A 23,922-nucleotide genomic window follows, 5' to 3' on the forward strand; every position below is an offset into this window, starting at 1 on the left:
GGCTCTAGCTCTTGAAACGCAGCGTCTTGGCTTGCACTGGATTGACGAAGGGGCGGCCTTCCTTGTTGGAGTTCACCCACTCGTCTTTCAGATGCATCCACCAGCGCGCCTGCGTGTTGGCATCGTTGATCAGCATCAGCTTCGGTTCGTCCTGCAGGCCTTCGCGCTGCTGAACCGCGATGTCCCGGTCCTGGTTGAGGAACTTGCGCGACATCGCCCGCACCAGCGGCCGCAGCGGCTTCACCCACGGCAGCGTCGTCCAGAACATCTGATGGAACGCCGTCTCCTCGTCGGTGATCGGCGTCAGCGCCGTCAGACCGACGACGTTGTGCCTGTCGCCGTGCAATTCCTCGATGCGGATCGCCGGCAGCGCGTAGCTGATGTCGGCGATCACCTTGGAGCCGAGGATCTTGTAGAAGGTCTGGCTCTCCGGCACCTGATGGGTGGCCATCTTGAAGCCGAGCGGCGAGGGCTCGAACGCCTTGGTCTTCTCCTTCACCGTCCGCGTCTTGGCGCGGAACCAGCGCGAGGTGTGCACATAGGCAACGTGCGCCGGGTCCATCAGCCCGTAGGTCGTGTGGTCGATGGAGCAAGGGAAGATCAGCTTCACATGGGTTTCCGGCCCCTGGTCTTCCGGGAACAGCGGCACCTTGGGCGGTGTCTCGGTCGCTCCGGACGGTTCCTCGCCGCCGTGCGCGAAATAGACCCAGACGATCCCCTGCTGCTCGACACACGGATAGGCGCCGCAGCGGATCTTCGACATGTCGATCCGCTGGCCGTCGACCATCGACGGCACCTCGACGCAGGCGCCTTCGCGGTTGAACCGCCAGGCGTGATACGAGCAGGTGATCGCCTCACCGTCGAAGCTGCCATAGTGGAGCGGCACGCCGCGGTGGGGGCAGATGTCGCGCAACGCGAACACCTTGCCGTCCTTGCCGCGCCCGATAAGCACCGGCTCGTCCAGCATGCGCAGATGGGTCATGCCGCCGGGCTTCAGTTCGGCGCCCGGCACCGCCATGTACCAGAATCCGCGGAGGATTTCCGCTTTGAGGCCTTGCACGTTCGACTTCCGTCCTGGATGGCGCCGCCCGGCTTAAACCCCGCCCCGTCAGACTGTCGGCGGAAGCCCGGCTGCCCTCTCAGGCGAGAGCGTTCTGGGCTTTTTCGACGAGAGCCTTGAAGGCGGCCGGCTCGCGGACGGCGAGGTCTGCGAGAACTTTCCGATCGATTTCGACCCCGGCCTTGCCGAGGCCGTTGATAAATCGCCCATAGGTCATCCCATGCGCGCGGGATGCGGCATTGATCCGTTGGATCCATAGCGCCCGGAACGTCCGCTTGCGGTTCTTGCGGTCGCGATAGGCGTACTGCGCCGCCTTGTCGACCGCGGCCTTGGCGGTGCGTATGGTGTTCTTGCGCCGGCCATAATAGCCCTTGGCGCGGGCGAGGACTTTTTTGTGCTTGGCGTGGCCGGTGACGCCGCGTTTGACGCGTGACATGACGGTTCTCCGATAAGTGTCAGCCGTTGGGCAGATAGTGACGCTTGATGATCCGGGCATCCTGGTCCGACAGGACCGTGGTGCCGCGCGCATTGCGGATGAACTTCTTGCTGCGCTTGATCATCATGTGCCGCTTGCCGGCCTGCTGAACCTTCACCTTACCGGTGGCCGTCAGCTTGAAGCGCTTCTTGGCGCCAGCCTTGGTCTTCATCTTGGGCATTTGGCTCTCCATGCGGGCCGCGCGGGACCGTCCCGACAGCACGCGATCATTGTGAAAATCTGAGCTTCTCGAACCGCCACGGCATGCCCTACCAGGCCGGGCGGCTCGGAACCGGCGGTTTATAGCGACGGTTGCGGGCGGATACAAGGGTTTGTCCGGGTTCAGGACATAGGGCAAGGGGGTCGTCTTCGGGCGGAGGGCCAGCCGTTGACACATTCCGCAGCCTGCCGCACCCTCACCTTGGGCAAAGGCGGCGACCTCGGAGTGAGACCATGAAGGCTGTTATCCTCGGAATGGCCGTCGGATTGGGTATCGTAACACCCGCGGTCAGCCAGAATTCCTACACCTACAACGTACCGACCTGCCATTGGCTTTCGTCAAAAACAAACGAAGAAGGTTATTGTGGTGCCACCACCGTCGAAGTGCACCATGCGACGAACATATATCTCAACATAAAATGTTACGATGATGACAAGAAAGAATACACGAAACCATTGCAAGAACCTGATTTGACAAAGTGCTCGTCGGCTGCAGCTAAGCTGACCTGCAACGCGAACAAATCCAACGACTGGCACTATGACGGAACCACCTTGGTCCAGCGTTGTGGATGGGGCGGGAAACCAAACTCCAACCAGCACGAAACGATCAAATGCAACATAACGTGCTATGACGGCCCGTAGAGGTCTGTCTGTCCGTCATGCGTCTCGTCGGCCCCTATGGCGGACTGAACGCCTCCCTTCTGACGACAAGCCGTTTGGAGACCAATCATGTCTATCGCTAGAAGCGCCGCCTGTCTGACTTTCTCGGTCACGGTCGGCATCGCTTTAGCAACCGAGACCGGTCTCGCTCAGGGCCGCGCCTGCGACGAGCTTACGCTTGTGTCCATGAACGATCATCGTGAGGTGCACTTCGTCGATTTCGACAACGACGGCCCAAGCATAGGCGATCGGCGCATTGGACACAGGCGCCTGGTCGACAAGGACGGCAACGTCATTGCCGATCGGGTGTGGACGGTAACCGTTCAGGAAGTCGACGACGCCGGCGAACCGACGGTCACAGCGTCTGAGGCCGTGACCTTGTTTGAGGACGGCAATATTTTCACACGAGTCGACAATCGCGACCCGGTGAATGTGGATGACCTGACCACCATGCACAGCAATGCTCAAAGGCCTCCGCAAGCGATCATTGGCGGTACGGGCGCCTATGCTGGCGCAACAGGAACGCTCGAGGTCATACGAGGAAAAGACAACCAGATGACCTTCGTCTTTGCGCTTGACTGCCAGTAGACTGCGACTGAGGTTCGGGGGGCGCCCCAACCACTAATCGTCCGGTTTGCCCTCCGGGTCCGCGATCGCCTGCCGAATGTTCTTGCGCCATATCTGCAGGCTTCTTTGCTGGGCGCGCAGTAGCACCACCAGCAGGTAGGCGGTGACACCCGCGCCGACCAGCGCGACCCCGATCTCGAAGATCAGGTCGACGACGAACTCGCGAAGCTCAGCGCCGAGGAAGCCGAAAACCAGATCGAACTTGATCAGCTTGGAGAACGCGATCAGCAGCGTCCCCAACGCCATGCCGACGATGAGAAAGAGAAGGTGCAGGTTGGTCCTGACCGTCAGCTCGTCGATTTCGTCGGGATGCTTGCGAAAGTAGGCGATTTCCTCGGGCGTCACCTCGGTCCGGTTGCTGGCGAACAACTTCCAGAGAATTCTGAGCCGGTCCATGAGCTTCCGACACCTCCGCGCTGCGACGGTTTCAACTCAGCACATCTTACACCGCGCCGACCGGTGGCCCGAGCGAAGGATTCCTCTGCGGAAGTCCTCGCCACCTGCAAGCGCCCTTCTCTCCTCGCACGGAAGGATTCGTCTACGAAAGTGTGGTTTTGGTGTTTGGCGAGGCGGCGGGCAGCCGTGTTCGGCGGTGGCCGATCGAGCTGTCGATCACGGCCACACGGGTTTCCTTCTACCCTTGCGGGGGAGGGTCAGGGAGGGGGGTGTGGCCGCAGAATCGCTGTGCGTCTGGCCGTGGGCGAAAGCTGCCGGCTCACCCCCCTCTGGCTTCGCTAAGGCTCGCTTCGCGACCCAAGCTCCGCCGTCTCCCCCGCAAGGGTGGAGAGGGGCGGTGGGCGTGCTGTGCGATCGAGCCCGACCGGCACGTTTGGCTCATGCCAACAACCTCATGCTGAGGGCCTGTCCCCGACCCGATCGGGGATGCGAGGGTGTATGCCCGAGCCTCGAAAGACGCAGTGTGCGTCTTAACGCAACGGCGATGCCGTGCGTGCTTCGAGGGCCGCTACGCGGCCGCCTCAGCATGAGGGGCCGGGTAGTCTCCGAGACTGGTTGCTGTTTGCGGATATCGCTTCTCTTTTGCCTTCGTCATCGCAACTCCAACTTCCTCATCCTGAGGAGCGAGCGGAGCGAGCCTCGAAGAGCCTGCCCCCGACCTGATCGGGGGACGCACAGGTGTTGAGGGATGTCTCGGATAGACCGAGCGATGTCGACGCCGCTAACGCGGCGCCAGCACCATGGTCATCTGGCGGCCTTCGAGCCGCGGCTCGGCCTCGACCTTGGCGAAGGTGGCGGTTTCCTCCTTCACCCGGTCGAGCAATCTGACCCCCAGTTCCTGGTGGGCCATCTCGCGACCGCGGAAGCGGAGCGTCACCTTGACCTTGTCGCCGTCCTCGAAGAAGCGGCGGACCGAGCGCATCTTCACCTCATAGTCATGGGTGTCGATATTCGGCCGCATCTTGATTTCCTTGATGTCGACCGTCTTCTGCTTCTTGCGCGCTTCGGCGGCTTTCTTCTGGGCCTGGAACTTGTAACGCCCGTAGTCGAGTATCTTGCACACGGGCGGGCTCGAGTTCGGCGCGATCTCGACGAGATCGAGTCCGGCCTCGGCCGCAGCCTCCATGGCTTGTTCAATCGGAACGGCACCGAGATTAGTGCCTTCGGCGTCGATCAGCTGAACCTGACTGACACGTATTTCTTTGTTGACCCGCGGCCCTTCCTTGGCGGCGGGGGGTGGTGCTCTATGGGGCCTGCGAATGGCCTGTCTCCTCGTTTGTCACAACAATGCCGGCCGCCCCCAGCCTGAAGCTGGCGGAGCCGACCGCAAAGGATTCCTGCAAAGCCTCCGGGAAGTCAACCAATTCGGTTGTCACGATGTTCCCCGGCTCGCCCGACTCATATAAGCAGAGTCGCCGGTCATCACCAGCCGAACCTTAAGGAAGGGACACGGCCATGACGCAGCCGGTCGCCGAAACCGTCACCGTCGGGCCGGATGCCCGCACGATCGCCACCCTGTCGCGGCCAGGAAAATCGCCGGGCCTCATCTGGCTCGGCGGCTTCGCCTCCGACATGACCGGCACCAAGGCGGAAGCGCTCGATGCCTTTGCCGCCCGGCGCGGACTGGCCATGACCCGGTTCGACTATTCCGGCCATGGCGCCTCCGGCGGCACCTTCGCCGAGGGCACCATCTCCCGATGGCTGGAGGAGGCCCGCTGCGTTTTCGACCGAACCACCGGGCCGCAGATCGTCGTCGGCTCGTCGATGGGCGGCTGGCTCGCCCTGCTGCTCGCCCAGGCCCACCGCGACGCCGTCGGCGCCGAGGCCAGCCGGCTCGCTGGTCTGGTGCTGATCGCGCCGGCGACCGACATGACCCGGACGCTGATGTGGGAAGGGATGAGCGAGGCGGAACGCGCGGCCCTGATGGAGACCGGCGCCCACCAGGCCTCCAGCGACTATGACGACGAAGGCTACCTGATCACCCGCGCCCTGATCGAGGACGGCGACAAACACCTCTTCGGCGACCGGCTGATCGAAACCGGTTGCCCCGTCCATATCGTCCAGGGAGTCCAGGACACCGACGTCCCCTGGCAGCACGCCACCGACCTGGTCTCGCGGCTTGCCAGCGACGACGTGGTGCTGACCCTCATCAAGGACGGCGACCATCGCCTGTCGCGACCCGAGGACATCGAGCGGATCGAGGCGGCGATCGCCGACATCATCGCCGAGAGCTAAGCCGCCACGGGCGCCTTTCCCTCGAACAGGCCCCGGTGTTCGGCGAGCAGCGCGACGATCCGATCGATGATCGTACGCACCAGCGGATCGTGCCGGGCCCGATCGTTGAGGACCAGCCAGCGGCCGCCGCGCAGCGCCTCGATCGGATCGCCGATGCGGATCAGTCCCAAGTCCGCATCGCCGACGAAGCAGGGAAGCACCGCCTGCCCGGCCCCGGCGCGCACCAGATCAAGCACGGCGCGAACATCCGTGGTGGTCAGCGTCACCTCGTCCTGATGGTGCTCCCGCGTCCATTGGGCCGAGGGCGTGATGCCCGCGTCGCCGATCGTGTCGGTGGCGATCCACGGCAGGTGGTTCGCGGTGGCCGATCGGGCGCGGTAGACGGCGAAGGCGATATCGTGCAGCCGGCGGCTGGCGAGCCCCGGCGTCGACGGCGCCTGGTTGCGCAGGCCAATGTCGGCCTGGCGGCGCACGATGTCGACCCGCCGCTGCAGGGTGACGAAGTCGATGGCGAACGGCTCGGTCGCCGACCACAGCGTGTCGATGTGGGTGGTGAGGAACCGGCTCGTCCAAACCCCGGCCGAAATGCGGACCGTCCGCCGCGGCGCGCATTCGGAGTACCAGCGCTCGATGCTGCCGGCGGTGACCTCCATCTCGTGGGCGTACACACAGAGCGTGTGGCCGGCTTCGGTCAGCGTGTAGCCGGTTTGTTTGCGCTCGAAGAGCTTGACCTGCAGCCGCTCCTCGAGCTCGGCCATCCGCCGGCCGAGGGTCGGCGGGCTGATCCCGGTTTCGCGGGCACTGCCGCTCAGACCTCCCGCGCGTGCCACCGCCAGAAACAGGCGCAGCGAATCCCAATCCACGGTGCTTTTCATTTCTGAAATGCCGGTTCCACAATTGCGTCTTCAATAGACGTCCACCTGCTCCTTACCTAGGCGAAACGGGCATCGGACGCCAGAGGAGCGTTTTTTATGATTGACACATATGGGATCGCCACGGCTCATCTGCTGCAACGCCAGCGAAACAAAGGCGACACCATTCACCCGGACTGCGTCGCCGGCCTCGCCCTGTGGGATTGGCTGGCGCGGCTCGTCCATCGCCTCACGGGACAGTCGTCGCGCGCGGCGCCGAAACCCGTCACGGCCGTGACCGCCGCCGATTGCTGCCCCGAGGCGGCACGGTAGCAGGCCTACGGCAGCAGGTCGGCGTCGGTGAAGGAGACGCCGTTGAGGATGAACTCCTCGACGTTGAACACATCGAGATCGGTCGCGCCGCCGTCGCTGATCTCGATGCCGCCGCCACCGCCCGCCGAGAAGACATAGTCGCCGAAGTCCCCGTCGAGGATCAGTTGATCCTTCTTGTTGCCGCCATCGATCAGGCCGGTGCCGCTGCCGATGTCGAAGACATCCTTGCCGCCGCCACCGAATAGTTCCGCGTCGCTGATGCCCGCGGTGGTGCCGTTGGCGACGATGGTGTCGTCGCCCTTGCCGAGGCGGATCGTTGCACCGGCGATGCCGAAGCCGACTATCGAGCCGGTGCCGTCGGCGTTGCCGGTGGCCTGAACCGAGTCATCGCCGCGCCCCGTCTTGATCAAGCCGTCGCGTATGCCGTAGGCGATGGCGTTGTCGCCTGTGGCCTTGCCCTTGGCCTTGATCGTATCGCCGCCGCGACCGGTGAGGATCGTCGAGGTCGCGTCGGATTGGATGCCGGCGGCCATGACATTGCCGGCGTCGGCCGAGACGATCGCCCTGCCGACCAGCTTGTCGGCGTGGTCACCGGTGTCGAGGACGGAGCCGCCCAGCACCTGAATGCCGGCGGCGTGGGCTACGTCCTCGGAGAAAATCCGCCCGGGCTCGGCCTTGACGGTAACGTCCGCCTTGCCCTTGACCTTGTCCCCGCCGGTCGAGGTCTTGAAGGTCGACGAGTCCGTGACCGAGATCCCCCAGGATAGCTGAGGCGTCCCGAGATCCCCGGTCGCGCCCAGATCCAGCAGCACGTCGACAGTGCCGGAAACGTCGTCGGCGCCGGCGCCGCTGGCAAGCTTACTCTTGTCGTCGACCTCGATGCCGGCAACAAACGGGTCAAAGGAACTGCCGATTCCGGGGACAACGAGCTCAAAGTCGGCATCGGCGATAATGCGGTCGTCGCCGCTCCCGGTCGAGAGCCGGGATCCCTCGTCGACTTCGACGCTGCTCACCGGGCCGAGCACTCCCTCTCCTTGGGTCACCGCGGCGGCGATGCGTGCTTCGACCCGATCGCCACCGCTCCCGGTCTTCAGCAGCGACCTCTCGTCGATTTCAATGCCCTCGAGACTGCCGATGGTCCCATCTTCGGTCGAAACGTCCGCCTTGGCGACGACGCGATCGTCGCCCGCGCCCGTCTCCAGCCGCGCGTCTTCATCGATCTCGATCGCGCTGCCAGCAACGCGGCCCTCGGCAACGGCTTGTTTGGTGACTCCTTTCACGGTGTCGTTGCCGTCGCCGGTCAGCAGGGATGCGAATTGGTCGACCTGCAGTCCATCCACCTCTATGTTAGTGTCCCAAGGGGCTCCGGCTGTCAGCTTGGACTTGGCGTTGAGAGTGTCATCGCCGTTCCCGGTGCGGAGGGAAGCACCGGTGTCTACCTGAACCGCCCGTACCAGCGCGACGAACACGCCGGACCCGACCCCAGGGGACACGGTGACCGTTCCCTCGATCGTGTCATCACCGCCACCGGTCCGAACCAACGAACCAAAGTCGAAGTGCAGACCGTCCACGGGATCGAGCGCGGCACCAGATGCGTCGACGATGCCGATCAACTTGTCGTTGCCACCGCCGGTGTCGAGGACACTATCCTCAACCTTGATGCCGGCGGCCACAACACTACCGGCGTCGGCCGAGACGATCGCCCTGCCGACCAGCTTGTCCGCTTTCCCGCCGGTCTCGAGGAGGGAGCCGTCGAGCACCTGAATGCCGGCGACGTGCGCGACGTCCTCGGAGAAGGTCCGCCCGGCGTCGGCCTTGACGGTGACGTTCGCCGTACCCGTGACCGTGTCCTCACCGGTCGACGTCTTGAGTTTCGAGGCGTCCTGGATGTCGATCCCGATGACACGCTGAGGTGTTCCGAGATCGCCGGTCGTCCCCAGGTCCAAGACCAGATCGGCGGTGCCGGAAACGCCGTCGGCGCCGTCGCCGGCGGACAGCTTGCCCTGGTTCTCGATCTTGATGCCGATGACCTCATATCTGAAAAAGGAGCTGGTTCCAGGGACAACGAGCGCGAGGTCGGCAACGCCGGTGATACGATCGTCGTCGCGCCCGGTCGACAGCCGGGATCCCCCGTCGACTTCCATGCCTACCGCTCTACCAGTCCCGCCCAGGCCTTCCGGTTGTGTCGCCGCGAAGGCGGTGCGCCCTTCGACCCGATCGGCGCCACTCCCGGTCTTCAGGAGCGCGCCTCCGCCAACATCCATGCCCAGAGAACTCACCACCCCGTCTGCGATCGAACCGGTCGCCTGGGCGATCACACGATCGTCGCCCGCGCCGGTCTCCAGCCGGGCGCCGGTAACGATCTCGATCGCGGTGCCGGCGAAAACGCCGTCGGCGGTGACTTGCCGGAGGATCCCTTTCACTGTGTCGTTGCCGTCGCCGGTCAGCACCGATGCGTCGTTGCCGATCCCCAGCGCGCGGAGGTTGGTGATAGCGTCCCACGGGGCTTCGGTTTTCAGCTTTAACTTGGCCTTGAGAAGATCGTCGCCTTTGCCGGTGCGCAGCGAAGAGCCCTCGTTCACCCGAACGGCCCGAGCGAACAGAGTGGAACCGCCGAATCCGGTCGTGGTCAGGTTCAGCACGCCCTCGATCGTATCGTCGTCACCGCCGGTGCGGACCCGGGAGCCTGAGTCGACCAGCATAGCTTCGAGAGAAGAGCCTTCGCCGATAGCCCCTTCGACGATTGCGTTGATCTTGTCTTGGCCGGCCCCGGTCTTGATGGTGGCGTCCGACAGGAGCATGCCTCGGCTGTCCGACGCCAACGCGTCGGAGACGACCTTGCCCGTGATCCGGTCGTTGCCCTTGCCGGTGTCGAGGAGTGCCCCATCAACCGCGCTGATGCCGGTGTGCAGGACGTTGAAGGTCGCGCCCCCCGGTGTGCCCGAGTCGCGCGACACGCCGCGGATCACGTCCTTGGCGTCACCGGTCAGGATGCGCGCGCCCGGTTGCAGGTTGATCCCGGTCGATGTCACCCCGTCTTCGGTCAGCCCGCCATCAGCGATGACGATAATCGACACCTTGCCTTCGATCGCGTCCCGGCCGCGGCCGGTGTCGATCAGCGCATCGTTTCCGTCGACGTCGATCCCCTTGAGGACGATGTCCGACGCGGCGCCCGACAGCCATACCTCGAGTTCGCCGCTGACATCGTCATCGTCTTTTCCCGTCTTGAGGATGCCGCTGTTGTCGAACCCGATGGCGTCGAACGCGGCGACGGACGGATCCACCGCGATCGCCAGGAATCCGGCGATGGCGTCGGTGCCGTTGCGCGCCTTGACCGTGCCGGTGTTGAACAGGGCGGTCAGCGGACCTAAGGGAACGCCTAGCAGGATCTCGTTCCCCTGGGCGTCGACATCGTCGGGGCCGGTCGTGAAGGCAAAACTGGTCAAATCAAACGGGGCAGGCAGCATTTCAAACTCCCTATTCTCTTTGTTCTCCGCTTCTTCAGCGAGAAGAGTTGAGCACGCGCAAAGATTGCTGGCCGCGCACGATTATACAGCCTCGGGATCGAGACTATCAGAGGGCTAACGCTCTAGTTTCCGAACCAGCATATCGACACGGTCCCCGAAGGCGACGCTGTCCTCCGGTGCGGCATCCGACCAAAGCTGAAGCAATTCTGATCGATCCGGATTGCCGATGATGCGTTCAACGGCGTCCAGAGCCTCCTGTCGGACATCAGGAAGCCCCGCGATCTCTTCGAAACGCGTGTCCACGTCCGCCACGAGATCGGGGGTCAGAGTCGGCATCGTGCCGGCTCCCACCGATGCCGCCACGACGGCCGCAGCCGCTAATGCCACGGCGGCATCCGCTGCTTCGATAGTGCCCGATTCCGCATATGCCAGAACCGTATCGAAGGCGCTCGTGACGGCCGATGCGCCCATTAGCTCAAGATCGAGCATCCAGTCCAGTGCATCGTCGTTCTCGAACACGCCGACGCCCTAGGCACCCATTTGTCAGCTCCACACCCTTTGGCTTCGTCGGTTGTCCATCATGCCGGACATCAAGGCCGACGGCGCCAGGCCCTTTTCATCAAGGCTGGCGGTATTTGCTGGCGATCTCGCCGGCCTTGGCCGCAACAGCCTTGAACTCGGCCGCCGTCCAGGCCTGGCAGGTGCTGACGCTGGCAGCGCCGTTGGCGCCGAGCGCCACCAGCGACGCAGCCGCGACCGCGTCCAGATCGTCGGCTTCGATGATCATCAGCCAGTCGGTCTCGCCGGTGGTGAAGTAGTACTCCTTGAGCGTCGCGCCCGCCGCCGCCATCACGTCACTCACCGCCTTGAAGCGGTTCTCCGGATCCTCGGATAGCTCATGGACGAATTGCTCGCTCATTTTGCCGGTTTGAATAAAGATCGGCATGACGCTCTCTCCCTTTACGGTCCTGCTGCATCCCGACTAATGGCCGGGACGGGCGACGATCGCCAAGATGTGACCCAACAAGCTTAACACCTTGATGTCGGCACCGCCGCTTGCCGCGCTCGCCCCTAGTCCGGCCGCCGCCACGTCCCGTCGCGCCACAGCGCCGTCAGGCCGTCGCGGTAGGTCGGGTAGGCGAGGCGGACGCCGAGGTCCTCCTTGATCCGGCGATTGGCGACCCGCTTGTTGTCGCCGTAGAAGGACCGCGCCATCGGCGTGAGGTCAGCCTCGGCGAACGGCACTTCCGGCGGCGGCGCCACACCCATCAGATCGGCGGCGAAGGCGACCACGTCCTGCGGCGGCGCAGGCTCGTCGTCGGCGAGGTTGTAGATGCCCGGCGCCTGGGCCGATGCCGCCGCCACCAGAGTCCCCGCGATATCGGCAACGTGGATGCGGTTGAACACCTGGCCGGGCTTGACCACTCGCCGCGCCTTGCCGGCAGCGAGGTTGACGAAGGCGTTGCGGCCGGGACCGTAGATGCCCGCGATCCGGAAGACGCCGAGCGGGCACCCCTTGGCATCGGCCAGATCGGTCCACGCCTGTTCGGCCGCCAGCCGATTGGCCGAACGGCCCGGGCGCGGTCGCGGCGGGGTGTCTTCGTCGACCCATTCTCCGTCGTGGCCGCCGTAGATGCCGACGGTCGACAGGTAGCCGATCCATTCCAGCTTCGGTGCTGCAGCGATGGCATCGGCATAGTGGGCGAGCACCGGGTCGCCGGCCTCCCCCGGCGCGATCGAGATCACCAGATGGGTCGCCTGCCCGACCGCTTCCGTGACGCCCGGCCCCGGCTCGGTTCCATCGAAAACCAGCGCGTCGATCCCGGCCGCCCGAAGGCGCGCGGCCTTCTCGGGCGTGCGCACCGTGCCGCCGATCGACTCGGCCTTGTCGACGATCGCCTTGGCGAATGTGGTTGCGCTGTAGCCGAGGCCGAAGACGAACAGGCGCACCGGGTCAGGACCGTCGGTTGCGTTTTCGCGCGACCCGCTTCACTTCGCCGATTTCGAGGGTGTCGATCCGCAGCCGGTCGATGTGGGCCTCCCGCGCGGTCAGCCGGCCGACCGCCAGCCGGCCGATGGCAAGGGCACCGATCGCCAGCGCCCCCACCGCCAGGGCTCCGAGCGCGAGGGCACCGATGGAACCCGCTCCGAGCGAGCCGGCGCCGACCGCTTTCGCCCCGACCGCCTCGGCGTGCCGGGCGGTCGGCGGCTTGATCCGGACGTCGCGCCCGACACCGGGTGTCGCCGGGGTGTCGCGGCCCCCGTCGCCCGGTGTCGCGGCGGTGTCGACGGGGGCGTCGGGCGGCGTCGCGGGGGCGTCGCGTTCATCCGAGGGCATGCCATTCCTCCCTGACCGATGGGTCGGTTTCGCCCGCCAAACGGGCGTTTCGCTCGATTCCTGCCCGCTCCGGATCGAGCCGCGCTAGCGCCCAGACAGCCGCGCCCCGCACCAAATTCGAAGGATCGTCGAGATGGGTAGCGACCAGCTTCGCGGCGCTGGTGTCTCCGGAATTTCCAAGCGCGATCAGAACGTTACGGAGGAAGCGGTCGCGGCCGATGCGCTTGATCGGCGAACCGGAGAAGCGGGCGCGGAAGCCGGCGTCGTCGAGCTGGGCCAGGTCGGAAAGCGCTGGATTTTCAAGGTCTTCCCGGGCCTTGAGCTTCGCCTCGCGGGTGGTCCGGGCGTATTTGTTCCATGGACACACCGCGAGACAATCGTCACAGCCATAGATCCGGTTACCGATCGCTTCGCGAAACGCCTTTGGAATTGGGCCCTTATGCTCGATGGTCAGGTACGAGATGCACCGACGCGCATCGAGCCGATAGGGCGCCGGGAACGCATCGGTGGGACAGATGTCGAGGCAGGCGCGACAGGACCCGCAGTGGTCGGTTTCCGGCTCGTCCGCCGGCAGCTCCAGGTCGGTCAGGATCGCCCCAAGGAACAGCCAGGACCCGAAGTCCCGGCTGACCAGATTGGTGTGTTTGCCCTGCCAGCCGATCCCCGCGGCCGCGGCCAGCGGCTTCTCCATCAGCGGTGCCGTATCGACGAAGACCTTGACGTCGGCACCGGAATGAGCGGCGAAGCGTCCGGCGACCTGCTTGAGCCGGCCCTTGATCAGATCGTGATAGTCGCGGTTGCGGGCGTAGACCGAGATCGTGCCGCGATCCTTTTTCCCAAGGGTTTCAAGAGGATCGGTATCCGGCCCGTAATTGAGGCCGAGCATGATGACGCTGCGGGCTGCCGGCCACAACGTTCTCGGCCGGGCGCGCCGTTCTTCGGTGGTCACCATCCACGCCATCGTCCCGTGGAAGCCGTCGAAGAGGAACCGACGCAGGCGCGACGCCGCCTCCGGCACCGCATCAGGACGCGCGACACCGACGACATCGAACCCGGCGTCCTTGGCGTCCGCGACCAGCCGCGCCTTCAGAAGTCGAGATCGGCGTAGTGGGTCACCGGCGGGTTGCCGCGCACGGTGTCGGCGAGAATGGAGCGGAAGCTCGGCCGCGACTTGATGCGGGCGTACCATTCCTTCGCCGTCGCGTCCTCCTCCCATGGCACCTCGCCAAGATAATCCGCGCATGACAACGCCGCCGCCGCCGCCAGGTCGGCGAAACTCAAGCCGCGCCCGGCCAGACAATCCCGCCGGGCGACGAGATAACCAACATAGCTCAGATGATAGCGGATATTGCCGCGCGCGGCGCGAATCGCGGCGGCGTCCGGCGCGCTGCCACCGTTTGTCGCGGGCGCATGGCGCTTGAAGACCTTCTCGGTGAGCAGATAGTCGACGACCTCGTCGTTGAGCTTGTCGAGAAACCACGACACCAGCCGCCGAACCTCGGCGCGCTCCGCCGGCTCCGATGGCATCAACGAATTTTCGCCGATCCGGGCACCCCGGGTCTCTGACAGATACTCGCCGATCACGGCGGCGCCGACGACCGGGCCGTCGGTTTCATCGACCAGTACCGGTACGGTTCCGGCCGGATTGAGGACCAGTAGGCCTTCGTCACGCTCCCACGGAACGATTTCCGTCAAATCAACGGTCTCGCCATATTCCGCCAGAACGAGACGGACGAAGCGCGAACCGGCGGAGAGGGGATGATGATAGAGTTCGGGCATGGAGGGAGAGGTCGAGCGGCGCTACACGATACCTTCACGCGAATCGGGTTCGGGTATAGAGGCGGCCTGCGGCCGGAACAAGGCGATTCGGCGCATGGCCTGAAAGGGATCCCGGGATGCCGCTGAGCTTGATTCTATTCCTCGCGGCCGTTCAGGGAATCACCGAATTCCTGCCGATCAGCTCGTCGGCTCACCTTATCCTCGGGCGTGATCTTCTGGTCGCTCTCGGCCTGCCCGCTGCCGAGGGAAGCGCCGCCGACATGCTGGCGTTCGATATCGCGCTGCACGTCGGGACGCTCGCCGCCGTTGTCCTTTATTTCTGGCGCGACGTGGCCGAAATGATCGGCGGCCTCATCGACGGCGTCACCGGCCGCGGCGGACCCCGGTTCCGGCTGCTGGCGCAGGTCGTTGTTGCCACGATCCCGATCGTCGTCGTCGGCTTCGCTGCCAAGGACCTGGTGACCGATCTCCTCCGCGCGACCGAGATCATCGCGTGGACGACGCTTCTGTTCGGGATCCTGCTATGGGCTGCCGATCGCCGCGAGACGGTAAAGGAAACACCCGCGACGCTGACCTACCGCGACGCCATCGTCGTCGGCCTTTTGCAGTGCCTGGCCATCATCCCCGGTGTCAGCCGCGCGGGCATCTGCATGACCGCCGGGCGATTTCTTGGTTTCGACCGGCCGCTCTCAGCCCGCTTCGCGCTGTTGCTGGCAATTCCGACAATTGCCGCAGCGGGGCTGCTCGGCGGATACGATCTCTATCGCGCCGGCGACGCGCGCCTGACGGCGGACGCGGCGCTTGGCGGGGCGCTGGCTTTCGCATTCGCGCTCATCGCCATCGCCCTGATGATGCGCTGGCTTCGGCGCTCGACATATACGCCCTTTGTCATTTATCGGATCGTACTTGGGTTGCTGCTCTTGGCACTCATCTACGGTATCGGTTGGTCGCCGACGGTGTGACGGAGGCCATCAAGACGCGAAAGCGTCATTCTCCCGCGAAGCGGGCCGGCTAGCGGTGGTCGGTGGAGTGATCGATGGCAGCATTCTCCGATCTTTGGCGAGGCCCACCGAAGCCCGATGCGGGGCTCAGAGCGGCGTTTCTGCGCGAAGAGCTGTTCGGACTGAAAGTCGCCACCGCCGGCCGGCTATTGGTCATGACGGTACTGCTCATCGCCCTTTTTGCTTTCATCCAACCCGTTCGGCAATTGTACTGGATCGGGGCAGTCGCGGGATATGTCTCTATATCGGTTGTACAATACTATCTTCGAAGTCGATATGAAAAATCTGTTTGGATCTCCTATGTCTCTGCCTTTATCGAATTTGCATTTGTTGTATTTATACTTTTTCAACCACCTTTTCTGGGCGAGCGAGCGATTGCTCTTCAAACGCTCAATAAGATTGACGTCCAGCCTCTGCTTATCCTCTTCCTGATTTTCTATGGATTTTCCTTCCGGCCAATCCTAGTGCTATGGGCCGGTGTGTGCGCCAGCGTCTTTTGGTTCGCACTGATGATCTATGTTATCGCGTTGCCTGATACACTGGGCGATCCCCGCAGCGTCATCACGCCTCCGTTCGCGGTTATCGACCCGGACGTCGTCGGCCTCGGTCGAACTCTCGTTGAGATTACGTTGTTTCTGGTGTCAGCCTGCGCGATCGCATTGATTGTTGCCCGGCTGCGCGGACTGGTGGCCCAACGCGCGGTTGTCGAACGTCAGCGCGCTAACTTGAGGCGATACATCCCGACGGAGATCGCCGATTCCCTTGCCGGTGATGACAGGCCCTTCGAGACCCCTCAGATCAAGACGGTGGTCGTGGTTTTCGTCGACATTGTCGGTTTCACGCGGCGCGCCATGGATCTGGCGCCCGAGGAAACGATCGATCTCTTGCGGGCCTACGACCACCTCTTCACCGATTGCGCCTTCGACTACGGCGGAACGGTCGAAAAGTTCCTGGGCGACGGCGTGATGGTCACTTTCGGCCGGCTGGAGTTGGAGCAGGACGACGCGGCGAGCGCGGTGGCCTGTGCTGTCGCCATGATTGACCGCACCTGGGCTCTGACCCAAGAGCGGGGCGAGCAACCGCCGGTGGAGATCGGTATCGGCATTCACATGGGCGATGTCGTCCTCGGCAATGTCGGCGCCGAGGAACGGCTGGAACCGGCCATCCTGGGGGATGTTGTCAACACCGCCAGTCGAATGGAGACCCTCACACGGACGTTGCCTTACCGCCTGCTGATCAGCGGTGCAGTGTACGACGCGGCGGTCGCCGTACCGGAGGGTCAGGCCATGCGTTCGCGCATGAAAGACCTCGGACTTCAGCCGATCCGCGGGCGCGACGAACCGATGAGGGTTTATGGGCTCCTCGAGCGGTCCAGCGTCGATTCCCAGAGGGAGCGTCAGGCGGCCCGGCGTTCGTAGGCGCCCTGGCGCCGGTATTGCCAAAGATACGTCGGCAAGATCGCCGCGAGGCTGGTGGGCTCGATCCCCAGAGCTTCGAACGACCGGCCTTCCGAGACCGCCGCATCGGACACGACGTTGTCACGCCGCAACTGCTTGAGCTGATCGACCGTCAGCAAGCGCCCCGGCAGGTTCTGGAAGATACCGCCCATGAACCGGGCGATCCCCCATGGCAAGGGCAGCAGCAACCGGCGACGGTTGATCTCCTTCAACATGATTTCCATGCAGTCGCGGAAGGATTCAACCTCGGGCCCGCCGAGTTCGTATGTGGTCCCGGCCGCGGCCCTACCCTCGACCGCATCCGCGATGGCCGCGGCAACATCACCGACGAAGACCGGCTGGAAGCGCGTATGGCCGCCGCCGACCAGCGGCAGGAACGGCGATATCCTGGCCATGGCCGCGAAGCGATTGAAGAACTGATCTTCCGGCCCGAAAATGATCGACGGCCGCATGATCACCGACTGCGGCAGTGTCTCGAGAACTACCGCCTCGCCGGCTGCCTTGGTTCGGGCATAGTCCGAAGGGGCATCCGGATCGGCGCCAATCGCGGAAATGTGCGTGATTCTATCGAGGCCGGCGTCGCGCGCGGCTTCCACGACGGCGCGCGCGCCGTCGACATGAACAGCCTCGAAGGTCTGGGACCTCGTCTCGGCGAGGATCGCCACCAGATTGACGACGGCATCGGCGCCTTCGACGGCCCGCGCCACCGACCAGGGATGGCGGAGGTTAGCCTGCACCGGCTGGACCCAGCCGACCATGCCGAGTGGTTGGAGGAAGCCGGCCAGATCGGGACGGCGCACCGCCGCGCGAACCCGCCAGCCGCGCTTGAGCAGCGCCCGGACCGTATGTCGGCCGACGAAGCCCGAGCCGCCAAACACCGTGACAAGCCCTTTGTCGGCAACCGTGATGGACATTCCGATAGTGTCTCCGAAGTAACGGTCCGCGAGCGATTTGCGCACTGCGACCGTGGTCAGCCTGCCGTATCAGCCGCGCCCCACGCAGGCAAGAGACCATCATGGCGCGGCCACGATCGGTTCCGATTGAACGATCCTCAGCATAATGTTGCTCTTGCGCGTGTGATCGATCCATGGGTCCTGCGGAACCCTCACGATTTGGCGCGCGCTTCCCCGACGACCGTGTCGGTTCGTGCCGGAGCCGTGACCGCCAACGGGAGTATGCAGATAGATGACCGCCGGCCTGCTGATCATCACCGCCTTCACGGCAGCATTCTGCATGCTCGCCAAACGCATGTCCCGCACCATGATAACGGCGCCGATGATCTTCCTGGCGCTCGGCTGGGTCCTGTCGGAGACCGGTCTGTTTCCTCAGGCTGAGATGAGGGAAACGCTCCATCTCGTCGCCGAGGTTGCCTTGATCGTGGTGCTGTTTCTGGATGCTGCCCAGATCGATCTTCGTGTGCTGCGCGTCCGCCACGTCTGGCCGGTGCGCATGTTGGCGATCGGATTGCCGTTGATGATCGTCATCGGAACGCTGGCCGCTTTTCCGTTCCTGCCCCCCTGGCCACTTGCCGCGGTCGCTCTCGTCGCGGCCATTCTCGCGCCGACCGACGCGGCTCTCGGCCAGGTCGTTGTCACCAACCCGATCGTGCCCGTGCGCGTCCGTCGCGCCCTGACGGTCGAGAGCGGCCTCAATGACGGCCTGGCGCTGCCGGCGATTTTGTTGTTCGCCAGCATTGCGGCAGAGGCAATCGATGCCGGGCAGACCAACTGGTTCTTGTTCGGCGCCAAGCAATTGGTGCTTGGCCCCCTCATCGGAATCGTTTTCGGGTCGGTCGGCGGTCGGGTGCTGTTGTTTGCGAAGGACCGCAACCTCACCTCGAATTCATTTGAGGGCGTGGGAGCCCTTGCGCTCGCCGGCGCTGCCTATCTCGGCGCAACCGAAATCGGTGGCAATGGCTTCATCGCGGCATTTGTCGCGGGCTTGTTCTTCGGCAACGTCGTCAAGGGCCGCTGCGCTTTCATCTACGAGTTCACGGAGAGCGAAGGACAGCTTCTGACCTGGGCCGCCTTCCTGCTGCTTGGCCTGGTCCTCGTTCCCGACGCTATAACGCACCTGACGCTCGACAGCCTGGCCATCATCCTTCTGTCGCTGTTCGTTGTGCGACCCCTCGCCATCTGGCTGTCGCTGATCGGAACGGACGCCTCATCAACGACGCGCCTGTTCTTCGGTTGGTTCGGGCCACGGGGCTTGGCGACGGCACTATTCTCGTTGCTTATTGTCGAACAGATCGCGCCGGAGATCGGCGACCAGATCCTCGGGCTTGCGGTCAATGCGGTATGGATCAGCGCGGTGTTGCACGGGCTGAGTGCTGCCCCGGCCGCGCGATGGTACGGCGCGCGCATGGCAAAGATGGACAGTCGTCCGGAGATGATGGCGATCCACGCTTCGGCCAAACCGCTCGCGACGCGTTGGAACGACGGGTCGGAGTCAGAATCAGAGCGGCGATAGCGGTTCACCGTCGGTCTTATCGTCCCGTATTCTCGGTGCCTTAGCGCGCAATTGTTCGACAGCTCTTGCGGTCCAACAGTCCTGGTGCCGGTCAATTGATCTGCCGCCAAGCCGGCGTTCTAGGGTGTGGTCATCGGCTCTCGTGCCGACTGTCCTTGTCTTACTTCTCGGCGAGTGGCGTACCCTTGCGCGGAGAAACAGAACTACCGCAACAATGGTTTAAGGTTTGGCTTCGTTATGCTGTATTTCTCGAGTTCCGACTCACGGCATTGTGGAGGCGAGCTTATGGGGCGGCGGGTCTCTTTCGTGGCGGCCGGGATGATCGGAGCCGGTACCTTGGCCTGGAGCCTCGCCGGGTGTGGCCCCGAGGCGTGGGCGCAGCGCACCGCACCGGCAATCGCCGTTACCACCGCGATCGTCGAAGTCACCCCGCCCCGCACTCGTATCCAGTCGATCGGCACCGGAAAGGCGATCCGCTCCGTGGTGGTCACCGCCGACGTGGCCGGGACGGTGGACGAGGTCCACGTTGCACCCAACACGACGGTGGAGGCCGGAGCGCCGATCGTTACGCTGGACCGAAAGGCCCAGGAGATCGCGCTGGCCAGCGCCACCGCCGAAATGGAGAAGCAAAACGCCGCATTCGATCGCTATCAGGCCCTGATCGACCAGGCGAGCAGCAACGTCTCCGAAGCCGCCTTCGACGAGGTCCGCGCGGCTCGCACGTTGGCCCAAGCGGAGCTCGATTCAGCGCAGTACGAGTATGATCGAAGGGTGATCCGCGCGCCGTTCGCCGGCCGGATCAACCTCAATGACCTCACCGTCGGAAGCTATCTGCCGCAGGGCTCGGCGGTGGTCACGCTGATCGACGCCTCCCAGCTTCTGGTCGAGTTTTCAGTGCCTGAGACGGTGGTGGCAGACATTACCGTCGGCCTCCCGGTGCGACTCGCTACGCCGGCATTGCGCGGGCTGTTCTTTGTCGGCGACGTGGTCGCGTTCGACAGCGCCATCGACGCGGAACTGCGTACGATCCATGTGCGGGCAAAGGTCGAGAACACCGACTATACGCTGCTGCCGGGCATGACGTTCAGCGTCACGATCAACATCGGTGACGATCCCTTGCCGGTGGTTCCCGCCGTATCGATCTTGTGGGACCGGGACGGCGCCTATGTCTGGCGGCTTGACGAGAACGATGCGCTCGAGGCCTTGCCGGTCATCTTCCGCAACCGTGACGGCGATCAGGTATGGGTTGAGGGCGATCTGGCCGCCGGTGATCGCATCATCGTCGACGGCGCCTTCAAGCTCAGTGCCGAGTCACAAGTAAGCGTACTGTCGGACGAGGACGCCGGTGGCTGAGGCAGCGCCGGGCGAACCACCTCGAACGCCGAGCGCAGCCGAGCGGGATCCGGGTTCGGCCGGCGTCTTCGTCGGACGGCCGATCCTGGCGCTGGTGATCAATCTGCTGGTGATCATTGCCGGTCTGGCGGCGCTGCGCGGCGTCGAAGTCCGCGAACTGCCCAACGTGTCGCAGCCAGTGGTATCCGTCCGCGCCAGTTATCCCGGCGCATCGCCCAGCACGGTTGACGCGGAGGTCACCAGCGTTCTGGAAGACGCTCTGGCGCGCCTTGAGGGGCTGGACAGCATCTCGGCCACGTCCAGCTATGGCAGCAGTCGACTGACCCTCTATCTCAGCAGTGCGACGGACTCCGACGTGGCGGCCAACGATGTACGCGAACTCGTCTCCGGCGCCGCCCGCAGTCTACCCGACGGCCTTGAAGATCCGACCGTCTCGAAAAGCGACGCGGACGCTGACCCCATCCTGCGGCTGGCGTTGACCGGCGACCTGCCCTTGGTCGATCTGACCGAGCTTGCCGAAAACATGGTGTCCGACCGGTTGCAGGCCATCGAGGGTGTCGCCGAGGTGGAGGTTGCCGGCGGGTACGACCGAGTCTTCCGGGTGACATTCGCCCCGCTGGACCTCGCCAGTCATGGCATCTCGGTGGTCGAGCTGCGCGAAGCGTTATCGAGCGCCAATCTCGACCTGCCCCTCGGCTCGCTCGAGACGGCGAGCCAAACCCTGATCGTGCGGTCAGCTGCATCGGCGGCAACTGTGGACGCGATTTCGGCAATCAGGCTGAATCGCGAAACGGTCGTCGGGGATATAGCCTTCGTGCAGCTAACCTCGGACGACAACACCCAGATCAGCCGGGTCAACGGCCACCCGTCGGTCGGGCTCAATGTCATTCGGCAGTCGCTCGCCAACACGCTGACGATCTCGGTCGCGACTCGCGAGGCGGTAGAGGATTTGCAGGAAGCGTTGCCCACCGGCACCGAACTGATCATCGTCTCCGACGATGGCGTGTTTGTCGAACGATCGCTCAGTGGCGTGGTCATCAGCATCGGCCTCGCCATCATCATCGTCGTCGTCGTGATCTTCCTCTTCCTTCGCTCGCTTCGCGCCGTGGTCGTGCCGGCCACCGCCGTGCCGATCGCTCTGATCGGCACGCTCGCCGCGATCTGGGGCAGCGGTTTCTCGGTCAATACCATCACGCTGCTCGCGCTGGTGCTGGCAACTGGCATGGTGGTCGACGATGCCATCGTCGTCCTCGAAAACATCGTGCGCCGGCGACGGGACGGGCTTGGCGCCTATGCCGCCGCCGCGGTTGGCACCCGCCAGGTTTTCTTCGCGGTGATTTCGACGACCGCGGTGCTGGCGGCGGTGTTCATTCCGATCTCGTTCCTGCCCGGACAGGCCGGCGGCGTCTTCGCCGAGTTCGGTTTCGTCCTCGCCTTCGCGGTCGCCTTATCGTCGTTCGTCGCGCTGACCTTGTGTCCGGTCGTCTGCGCGCTCTTCGACCCGGGCGGCCGCGGACGCCTGGCGAGCCACGGCGAACCCGGCCAATCGCCGGCGGCAGCGCTGTTCGGTTCGGTGATCGACGTCATCATTCGCTGGCGGTTTCCGGTCGTCATTGTCGCGCTCGCATTCGCGGCTGCGGCGATGGTGCTTTACACGACGCTGCCGCAGGAGATCACGCCCGACGAAGACCGTGGATCGATTCTGATCTCGCTGCGCACGCCGGTGACCGCCAGCCTCGACTACACCAACCAACAGGTCGAACAGGTGGAAGCGATCATCGCCCCGCTGATCGCCTCCGGCGAAGCCCTGTCGGTCCAGGCTCTCGTCCGCGGCACGAACTCGGCCTTCGTCATCGTTCGACTGGCGCTGTGGGAGGATCGCGACCGAAGCCAGCAGGACATTGTCGCCGAGATCCAAGAGCCGCTCAGTCAGATCCCGGGCGCATTGGCGTCGGTGCGTTCGTCCAATAGCCTCGGCATTCGCGGCGCGGGGCAAGGCCTGCAGTTCGCGGTCGTCGGCAACGATTTTGATCGGATTGGTGATCTGGCGACCGCACTGGTTGAAGCAATGGCGGCGGATCCGACGTTCGCCAACCCACAGCTCGATAACGAAATCAACCAGCCGCAGTTGCAACTCGACATCGATCGAGAAGAGGCAGCCAATCTCGGGATCGAACCCCGCGACGTCATCACCACCCTGAGCACCATGATCGAAGGCGATACGGCGGCGGACGTTTTTGTCGACAACGAGGCACTTGATATCGAACTGGTGCCAGGCGGGCGGCCGGTCAATGACCAGGGCGAACTGGAGAACGTCTTCATCAAGTCGTCATCCGGCCAATTCGTGCCATTGTCCGCAGTGGCGGAGCTCTCTCAGGTGGTCTCGGCGTCAACGCTAACGCGCGAGGAACGGCAGCCTGCGGTCACAGGCCGAGCAAGTCTCGGCATGGATGTCGAACTCAGTACCGCTGCCGCCAGACTGGCTGAGATCGCGCCGGCCATTCTCGGTGACGGTGGACGTCTCATCTTTCTGGGTGAGGCCGAGAGCCTGGAATCGGACTACGCCGGGACGCTGATCGTCTTTGGTGTGGCGATCCTGATCGTTCTTCTGGTTCTTGCCGCTCAGTTCGAAAGCCTGACCAGCGCACTGATCATCCTGATCACCGTGCCGGCCGGACTTGGGACGGCGCTGCTCGCCATCTTTCTCACCGGCGGCAGCCTCAACTACTACAGCCAGATCGGCCTGCTCCTCCTCGTCGGTATCATGGCCAAGAACGGCATCCTGATCGTCGAGTTCGCCAACCAATTGCGACAGCGGGGGCGCGACGTCGATCAGGCGATCCGTGAGGCCGTGCGTATCCGCCTGCGGCCGGTCTTGATGACGATGGCTTCCACGGTGGCCGGCAGCATCCCCTTGGTGGTGGCGAGCGGTGCTGGAGCCGAGGCGCGGATCGCGGTCGGCTGGGTGGTGGTCGGTGGCCTCGGGCTCGCGACGATTTTCACGTTGTTTCTGACGCCAGCGGTCTATCGCATCCTCGCTCCGATTGGCGTCCCGCCAGGAGGTTCGCAGCGGCGACTCGCCGAGGAACTTGCGGCGGACTGACTGCCGGAGGTTCTGCGTCGAGGGGATTACGCGCTCGAA

At 64.3% G+C, this 23,922-nt stretch carries 23 protein-coding genes; 9 read left to right on the top strand and 14 right to left on the bottom strand.

Going from position 1 to position 23,922, the window contains the following annotated elements:
- Nucleotides 1-4: 4 nt before the first annotated feature.
- The 3 genes from ACO076_RS02660 to rpmI form a co-directional block, all read right to left on the bottom strand.
- Nucleotides 5-1,060 (bottom strand): Rieske 2Fe-2S domain-containing protein, encoded by a 1,056-nt coding sequence (locus tag ACO076_RS02660; RefSeq protein WP_421725189.1) that lies wholly within the window; start codon nucleotides 1,058-1,060, stop codon nucleotides 5-7.
- Nucleotides 1,061-1,139: 79 nt separating this feature from the next.
- Nucleotides 1,140-1,496: a 50S ribosomal protein L20 gene (gene rplT, locus ACO076_RS02665; RefSeq protein WP_421725190.1), complete on the bottom strand. Its 357-nt coding sequence runs from the start codon at nucleotides 1,494-1,496 to the stop codon at nucleotides 1,140-1,142.
- A gap of 19 nt (nucleotides 1,497-1,515) precedes the next feature.
- Complete coding sequence (gene rpmI / locus ACO076_RS02670; RefSeq protein WP_421725191.1) at nucleotides 1,516-1,716, bottom strand: 50S ribosomal protein L35; 201 nt, start codon at nucleotides 1,714-1,716, stop codon at nucleotides 1,516-1,518.
- Between the two features lie 272 nt (nucleotides 1,717-1,988).
- On the opposite strand from rpmI, the gene ACO076_RS02675 reads away from it, so the two are divergent.
- Together ACO076_RS02675 and ACO076_RS02680 are read left to right on the top strand one after the other, a co-directional pair.
- Nucleotides 1,989-2,396, top strand: coding sequence for a hypothetical protein (locus tag ACO076_RS02675; protein WP_421725192.1), 408 nt, complete (start codon nucleotides 1,989-1,991; stop codon nucleotides 2,394-2,396).
- Nucleotides 2,397-2,483: 87 nt separating this feature from the next.
- Nucleotides 2,484-3,002, top strand: coding sequence for a hypothetical protein (locus ACO076_RS02680; RefSeq protein WP_421725193.1), 519 nt, complete (start codon nucleotides 2,484-2,486; stop codon nucleotides 3,000-3,002).
- Nucleotides 3,003-3,035: 33 nt separating this feature from the next.
- On the opposite strand, the gene ACO076_RS02685 is transcribed toward ACO076_RS02680, so the two are convergent.
- Nucleotides 3,036-3,437, bottom strand: a complete 402-nt coding sequence (locus ACO076_RS02685) for a hypothetical protein (RefSeq protein WP_421725194.1) — start codon at nucleotides 3,435-3,437, stop codon at nucleotides 3,036-3,038.
- Nucleotides 3,438-4,218: 781 nt separating this feature from the next.
- A complete protein-coding gene (gene infC / locus ACO076_RS02690) occupies nucleotides 4,219-4,758 on the bottom strand; it encodes a translation initiation factor IF-3 (protein ID WP_421726657.1) in 540 nt (179 codons plus the stop codon).
- Nucleotides 4,759-4,952: 194 nt separating this feature from the next.
- Between infC and ACO076_RS02695 the strand changes: the two genes are divergently transcribed.
- Complete coding sequence (locus ACO076_RS02695) at nucleotides 4,953-5,732, top strand: alpha/beta hydrolase (RefSeq protein ID WP_421725195.1); 780 nt, start codon at nucleotides 4,953-4,955, stop codon at nucleotides 5,730-5,732.
- Here ACO076_RS02695 and ACO076_RS02700 read toward each other — a convergent pair.
- Nucleotides 5,729-6,607: a LysR family transcriptional regulator gene (locus ACO076_RS02700; RefSeq protein WP_421725196.1), complete on the bottom strand. Its 879-nt coding sequence runs from the start codon at nucleotides 6,605-6,607 to the stop codon at nucleotides 5,729-5,731. The genes ACO076_RS02695 and ACO076_RS02700 overlap by 4 nt on opposite strands.
- A gap of 96 nt (nucleotides 6,608-6,703) precedes the next feature.
- On the opposite strand from ACO076_RS02700, the gene ACO076_RS02705 reads away from it, so the two are divergent.
- Complete coding sequence (locus ACO076_RS02705; RefSeq protein ID WP_421725197.1) at nucleotides 6,704-6,916, top strand: hypothetical protein; 213 nt, start codon at nucleotides 6,704-6,706, stop codon at nucleotides 6,914-6,916.
- Nucleotides 6,917-6,921: 5 nt separating this feature from the next.
- On the opposite strand, the gene ACO076_RS02710 is transcribed toward ACO076_RS02705, so the two are convergent.
- The 7 genes from ACO076_RS02710 to ACO076_RS02740 form a co-directional block, all read right to left on the bottom strand.
- Nucleotides 6,922-10,383 (bottom strand): beta strand repeat-containing protein, encoded by a 3,462-nt coding sequence (locus ACO076_RS02710; protein ID WP_421725198.1) that lies wholly within the window; start codon nucleotides 10,381-10,383, stop codon nucleotides 6,922-6,924.
- Nucleotides 10,384-10,497: 114 nt separating this feature from the next.
- Entirely contained in the window at nucleotides 10,498-10,902 is a 405-nt protein-coding gene (locus ACO076_RS02715; protein ID WP_421725199.1) for a DUF4259 domain-containing protein, read from the bottom strand.
- A 100-nt stretch (nucleotides 10,903-11,002) separates the two neighbouring features.
- Entirely contained in the window at nucleotides 11,003-11,329 is a 327-nt protein-coding gene (locus ACO076_RS02720; RefSeq protein WP_421725200.1) for a GYD domain-containing protein, read from the bottom strand.
- Nucleotides 11,330-11,454: 125 nt separating this feature from the next.
- Entirely contained in the window at nucleotides 11,455-12,333 is an 879-nt protein-coding gene (locus tag ACO076_RS02725; RefSeq protein ID WP_421725201.1) for an SDR family oxidoreductase, read from the bottom strand.
- A 4-nt stretch (nucleotides 12,334-12,337) separates the two neighbouring features.
- The gene (locus ACO076_RS02730) at nucleotides 12,338-12,721 is read right to left on the bottom strand and encodes a hypothetical protein (RefSeq protein ID WP_421725202.1); all 384 of its coding nucleotides are present in this window, start codon (nucleotides 12,719-12,721) and stop codon (nucleotides 12,338-12,340) included.
- Nucleotides 12,708-13,811, bottom strand: a complete 1,104-nt coding sequence (gene queG, locus ACO076_RS02735; RefSeq protein WP_421726658.1) for a tRNA epoxyqueuosine(34) reductase QueG — start codon at nucleotides 13,809-13,811, stop codon at nucleotides 12,708-12,710. Before queG ends, ACO076_RS02730 begins: the two co-directional genes overlap by 14 nt.
- Nucleotides 13,808-14,500, bottom strand: coding sequence for a glutathione S-transferase family protein (locus ACO076_RS02740; RefSeq protein WP_421725203.1), 693 nt, complete (start codon nucleotides 14,498-14,500; stop codon nucleotides 13,808-13,810). The genes queG and ACO076_RS02740 overlap by 4 nt, the downstream gene beginning before the upstream one ends.
- Before the next feature lie 116 nt (nucleotides 14,501-14,616).
- Here ACO076_RS02740 and ACO076_RS02745 point away from each other — a divergent pair, with 116 nt between their 5' ends.
- Together ACO076_RS02745 and ACO076_RS02750 are read left to right on the top strand one after the other, a co-directional pair.
- Nucleotides 14,617-15,462 carry an undecaprenyl-diphosphate phosphatase gene (locus tag ACO076_RS02745; protein WP_421725204.1) on the top strand — a complete coding sequence of 282 codons (846 nt, stop codon included), beginning with the start codon at nucleotides 14,617-14,619 and terminating at the stop codon, nucleotides 15,460-15,462.
- Between the two features lie 194 nt (nucleotides 15,463-15,656).
- Complete coding sequence (locus ACO076_RS02750; protein ID WP_421725205.1) at nucleotides 15,657-16,919, top strand: adenylate/guanylate cyclase domain-containing protein; 1,263 nt, start codon at nucleotides 15,657-15,659, stop codon at nucleotides 16,917-16,919.
- Here the strand turns inward: ACO076_RS02750 and ACO076_RS02755 are convergent.
- Nucleotides 16,898-17,872 carry a complex I NDUFA9 subunit family protein gene (locus tag ACO076_RS02755; RefSeq protein ID WP_421725206.1) on the bottom strand — a complete coding sequence of 325 codons (975 nt, stop codon included), beginning with the start codon at nucleotides 17,870-17,872 and terminating at the stop codon, nucleotides 16,898-16,900. The genes ACO076_RS02750 and ACO076_RS02755 overlap by 22 nt on opposite strands.
- A gap of 271 nt (nucleotides 17,873-18,143) precedes the next feature.
- On the opposite strand from ACO076_RS02755, the gene ACO076_RS02760 reads away from it, so the two are divergent.
- From ACO076_RS02760 to ACO076_RS02770, 3 genes are all read left to right on the top strand, one after another.
- Nucleotides 18,144-19,427: a cation:proton antiporter gene (locus tag ACO076_RS02760; RefSeq protein ID WP_421725207.1), complete on the top strand. Its 1,284-nt coding sequence runs from the start codon at nucleotides 18,144-18,146 to the stop codon at nucleotides 19,425-19,427.
- 318 nt (nucleotides 19,428-19,745) lie between these two features.
- Complete coding sequence (locus ACO076_RS02765) at nucleotides 19,746-20,780, top strand: efflux RND transporter periplasmic adaptor subunit (RefSeq protein ID WP_421725208.1); 1,035 nt, start codon at nucleotides 19,746-19,748, stop codon at nucleotides 20,778-20,780.
- The gene (locus tag ACO076_RS02770) at nucleotides 20,773-23,883 is read left to right on the top strand and encodes an efflux RND transporter permease subunit (RefSeq protein ID WP_421725209.1); all 3,111 of its coding nucleotides are present in this window, start codon (nucleotides 20,773-20,775) and stop codon (nucleotides 23,881-23,883) included. The genes ACO076_RS02765 and ACO076_RS02770 overlap by 8 nt, the downstream gene beginning before the upstream one ends.
- The last annotated feature ends 39 nt before the right edge of the window (nucleotides 23,884-23,922 follow it).

Source organism: Bauldia sp., from assembly GCF_965232525.1.
In the GTDB taxonomy this organism is placed as follows: domain Bacteria; phylum Pseudomonadota; class Alphaproteobacteria; order Rhizobiales; family Kaistiaceae; genus Bauldia.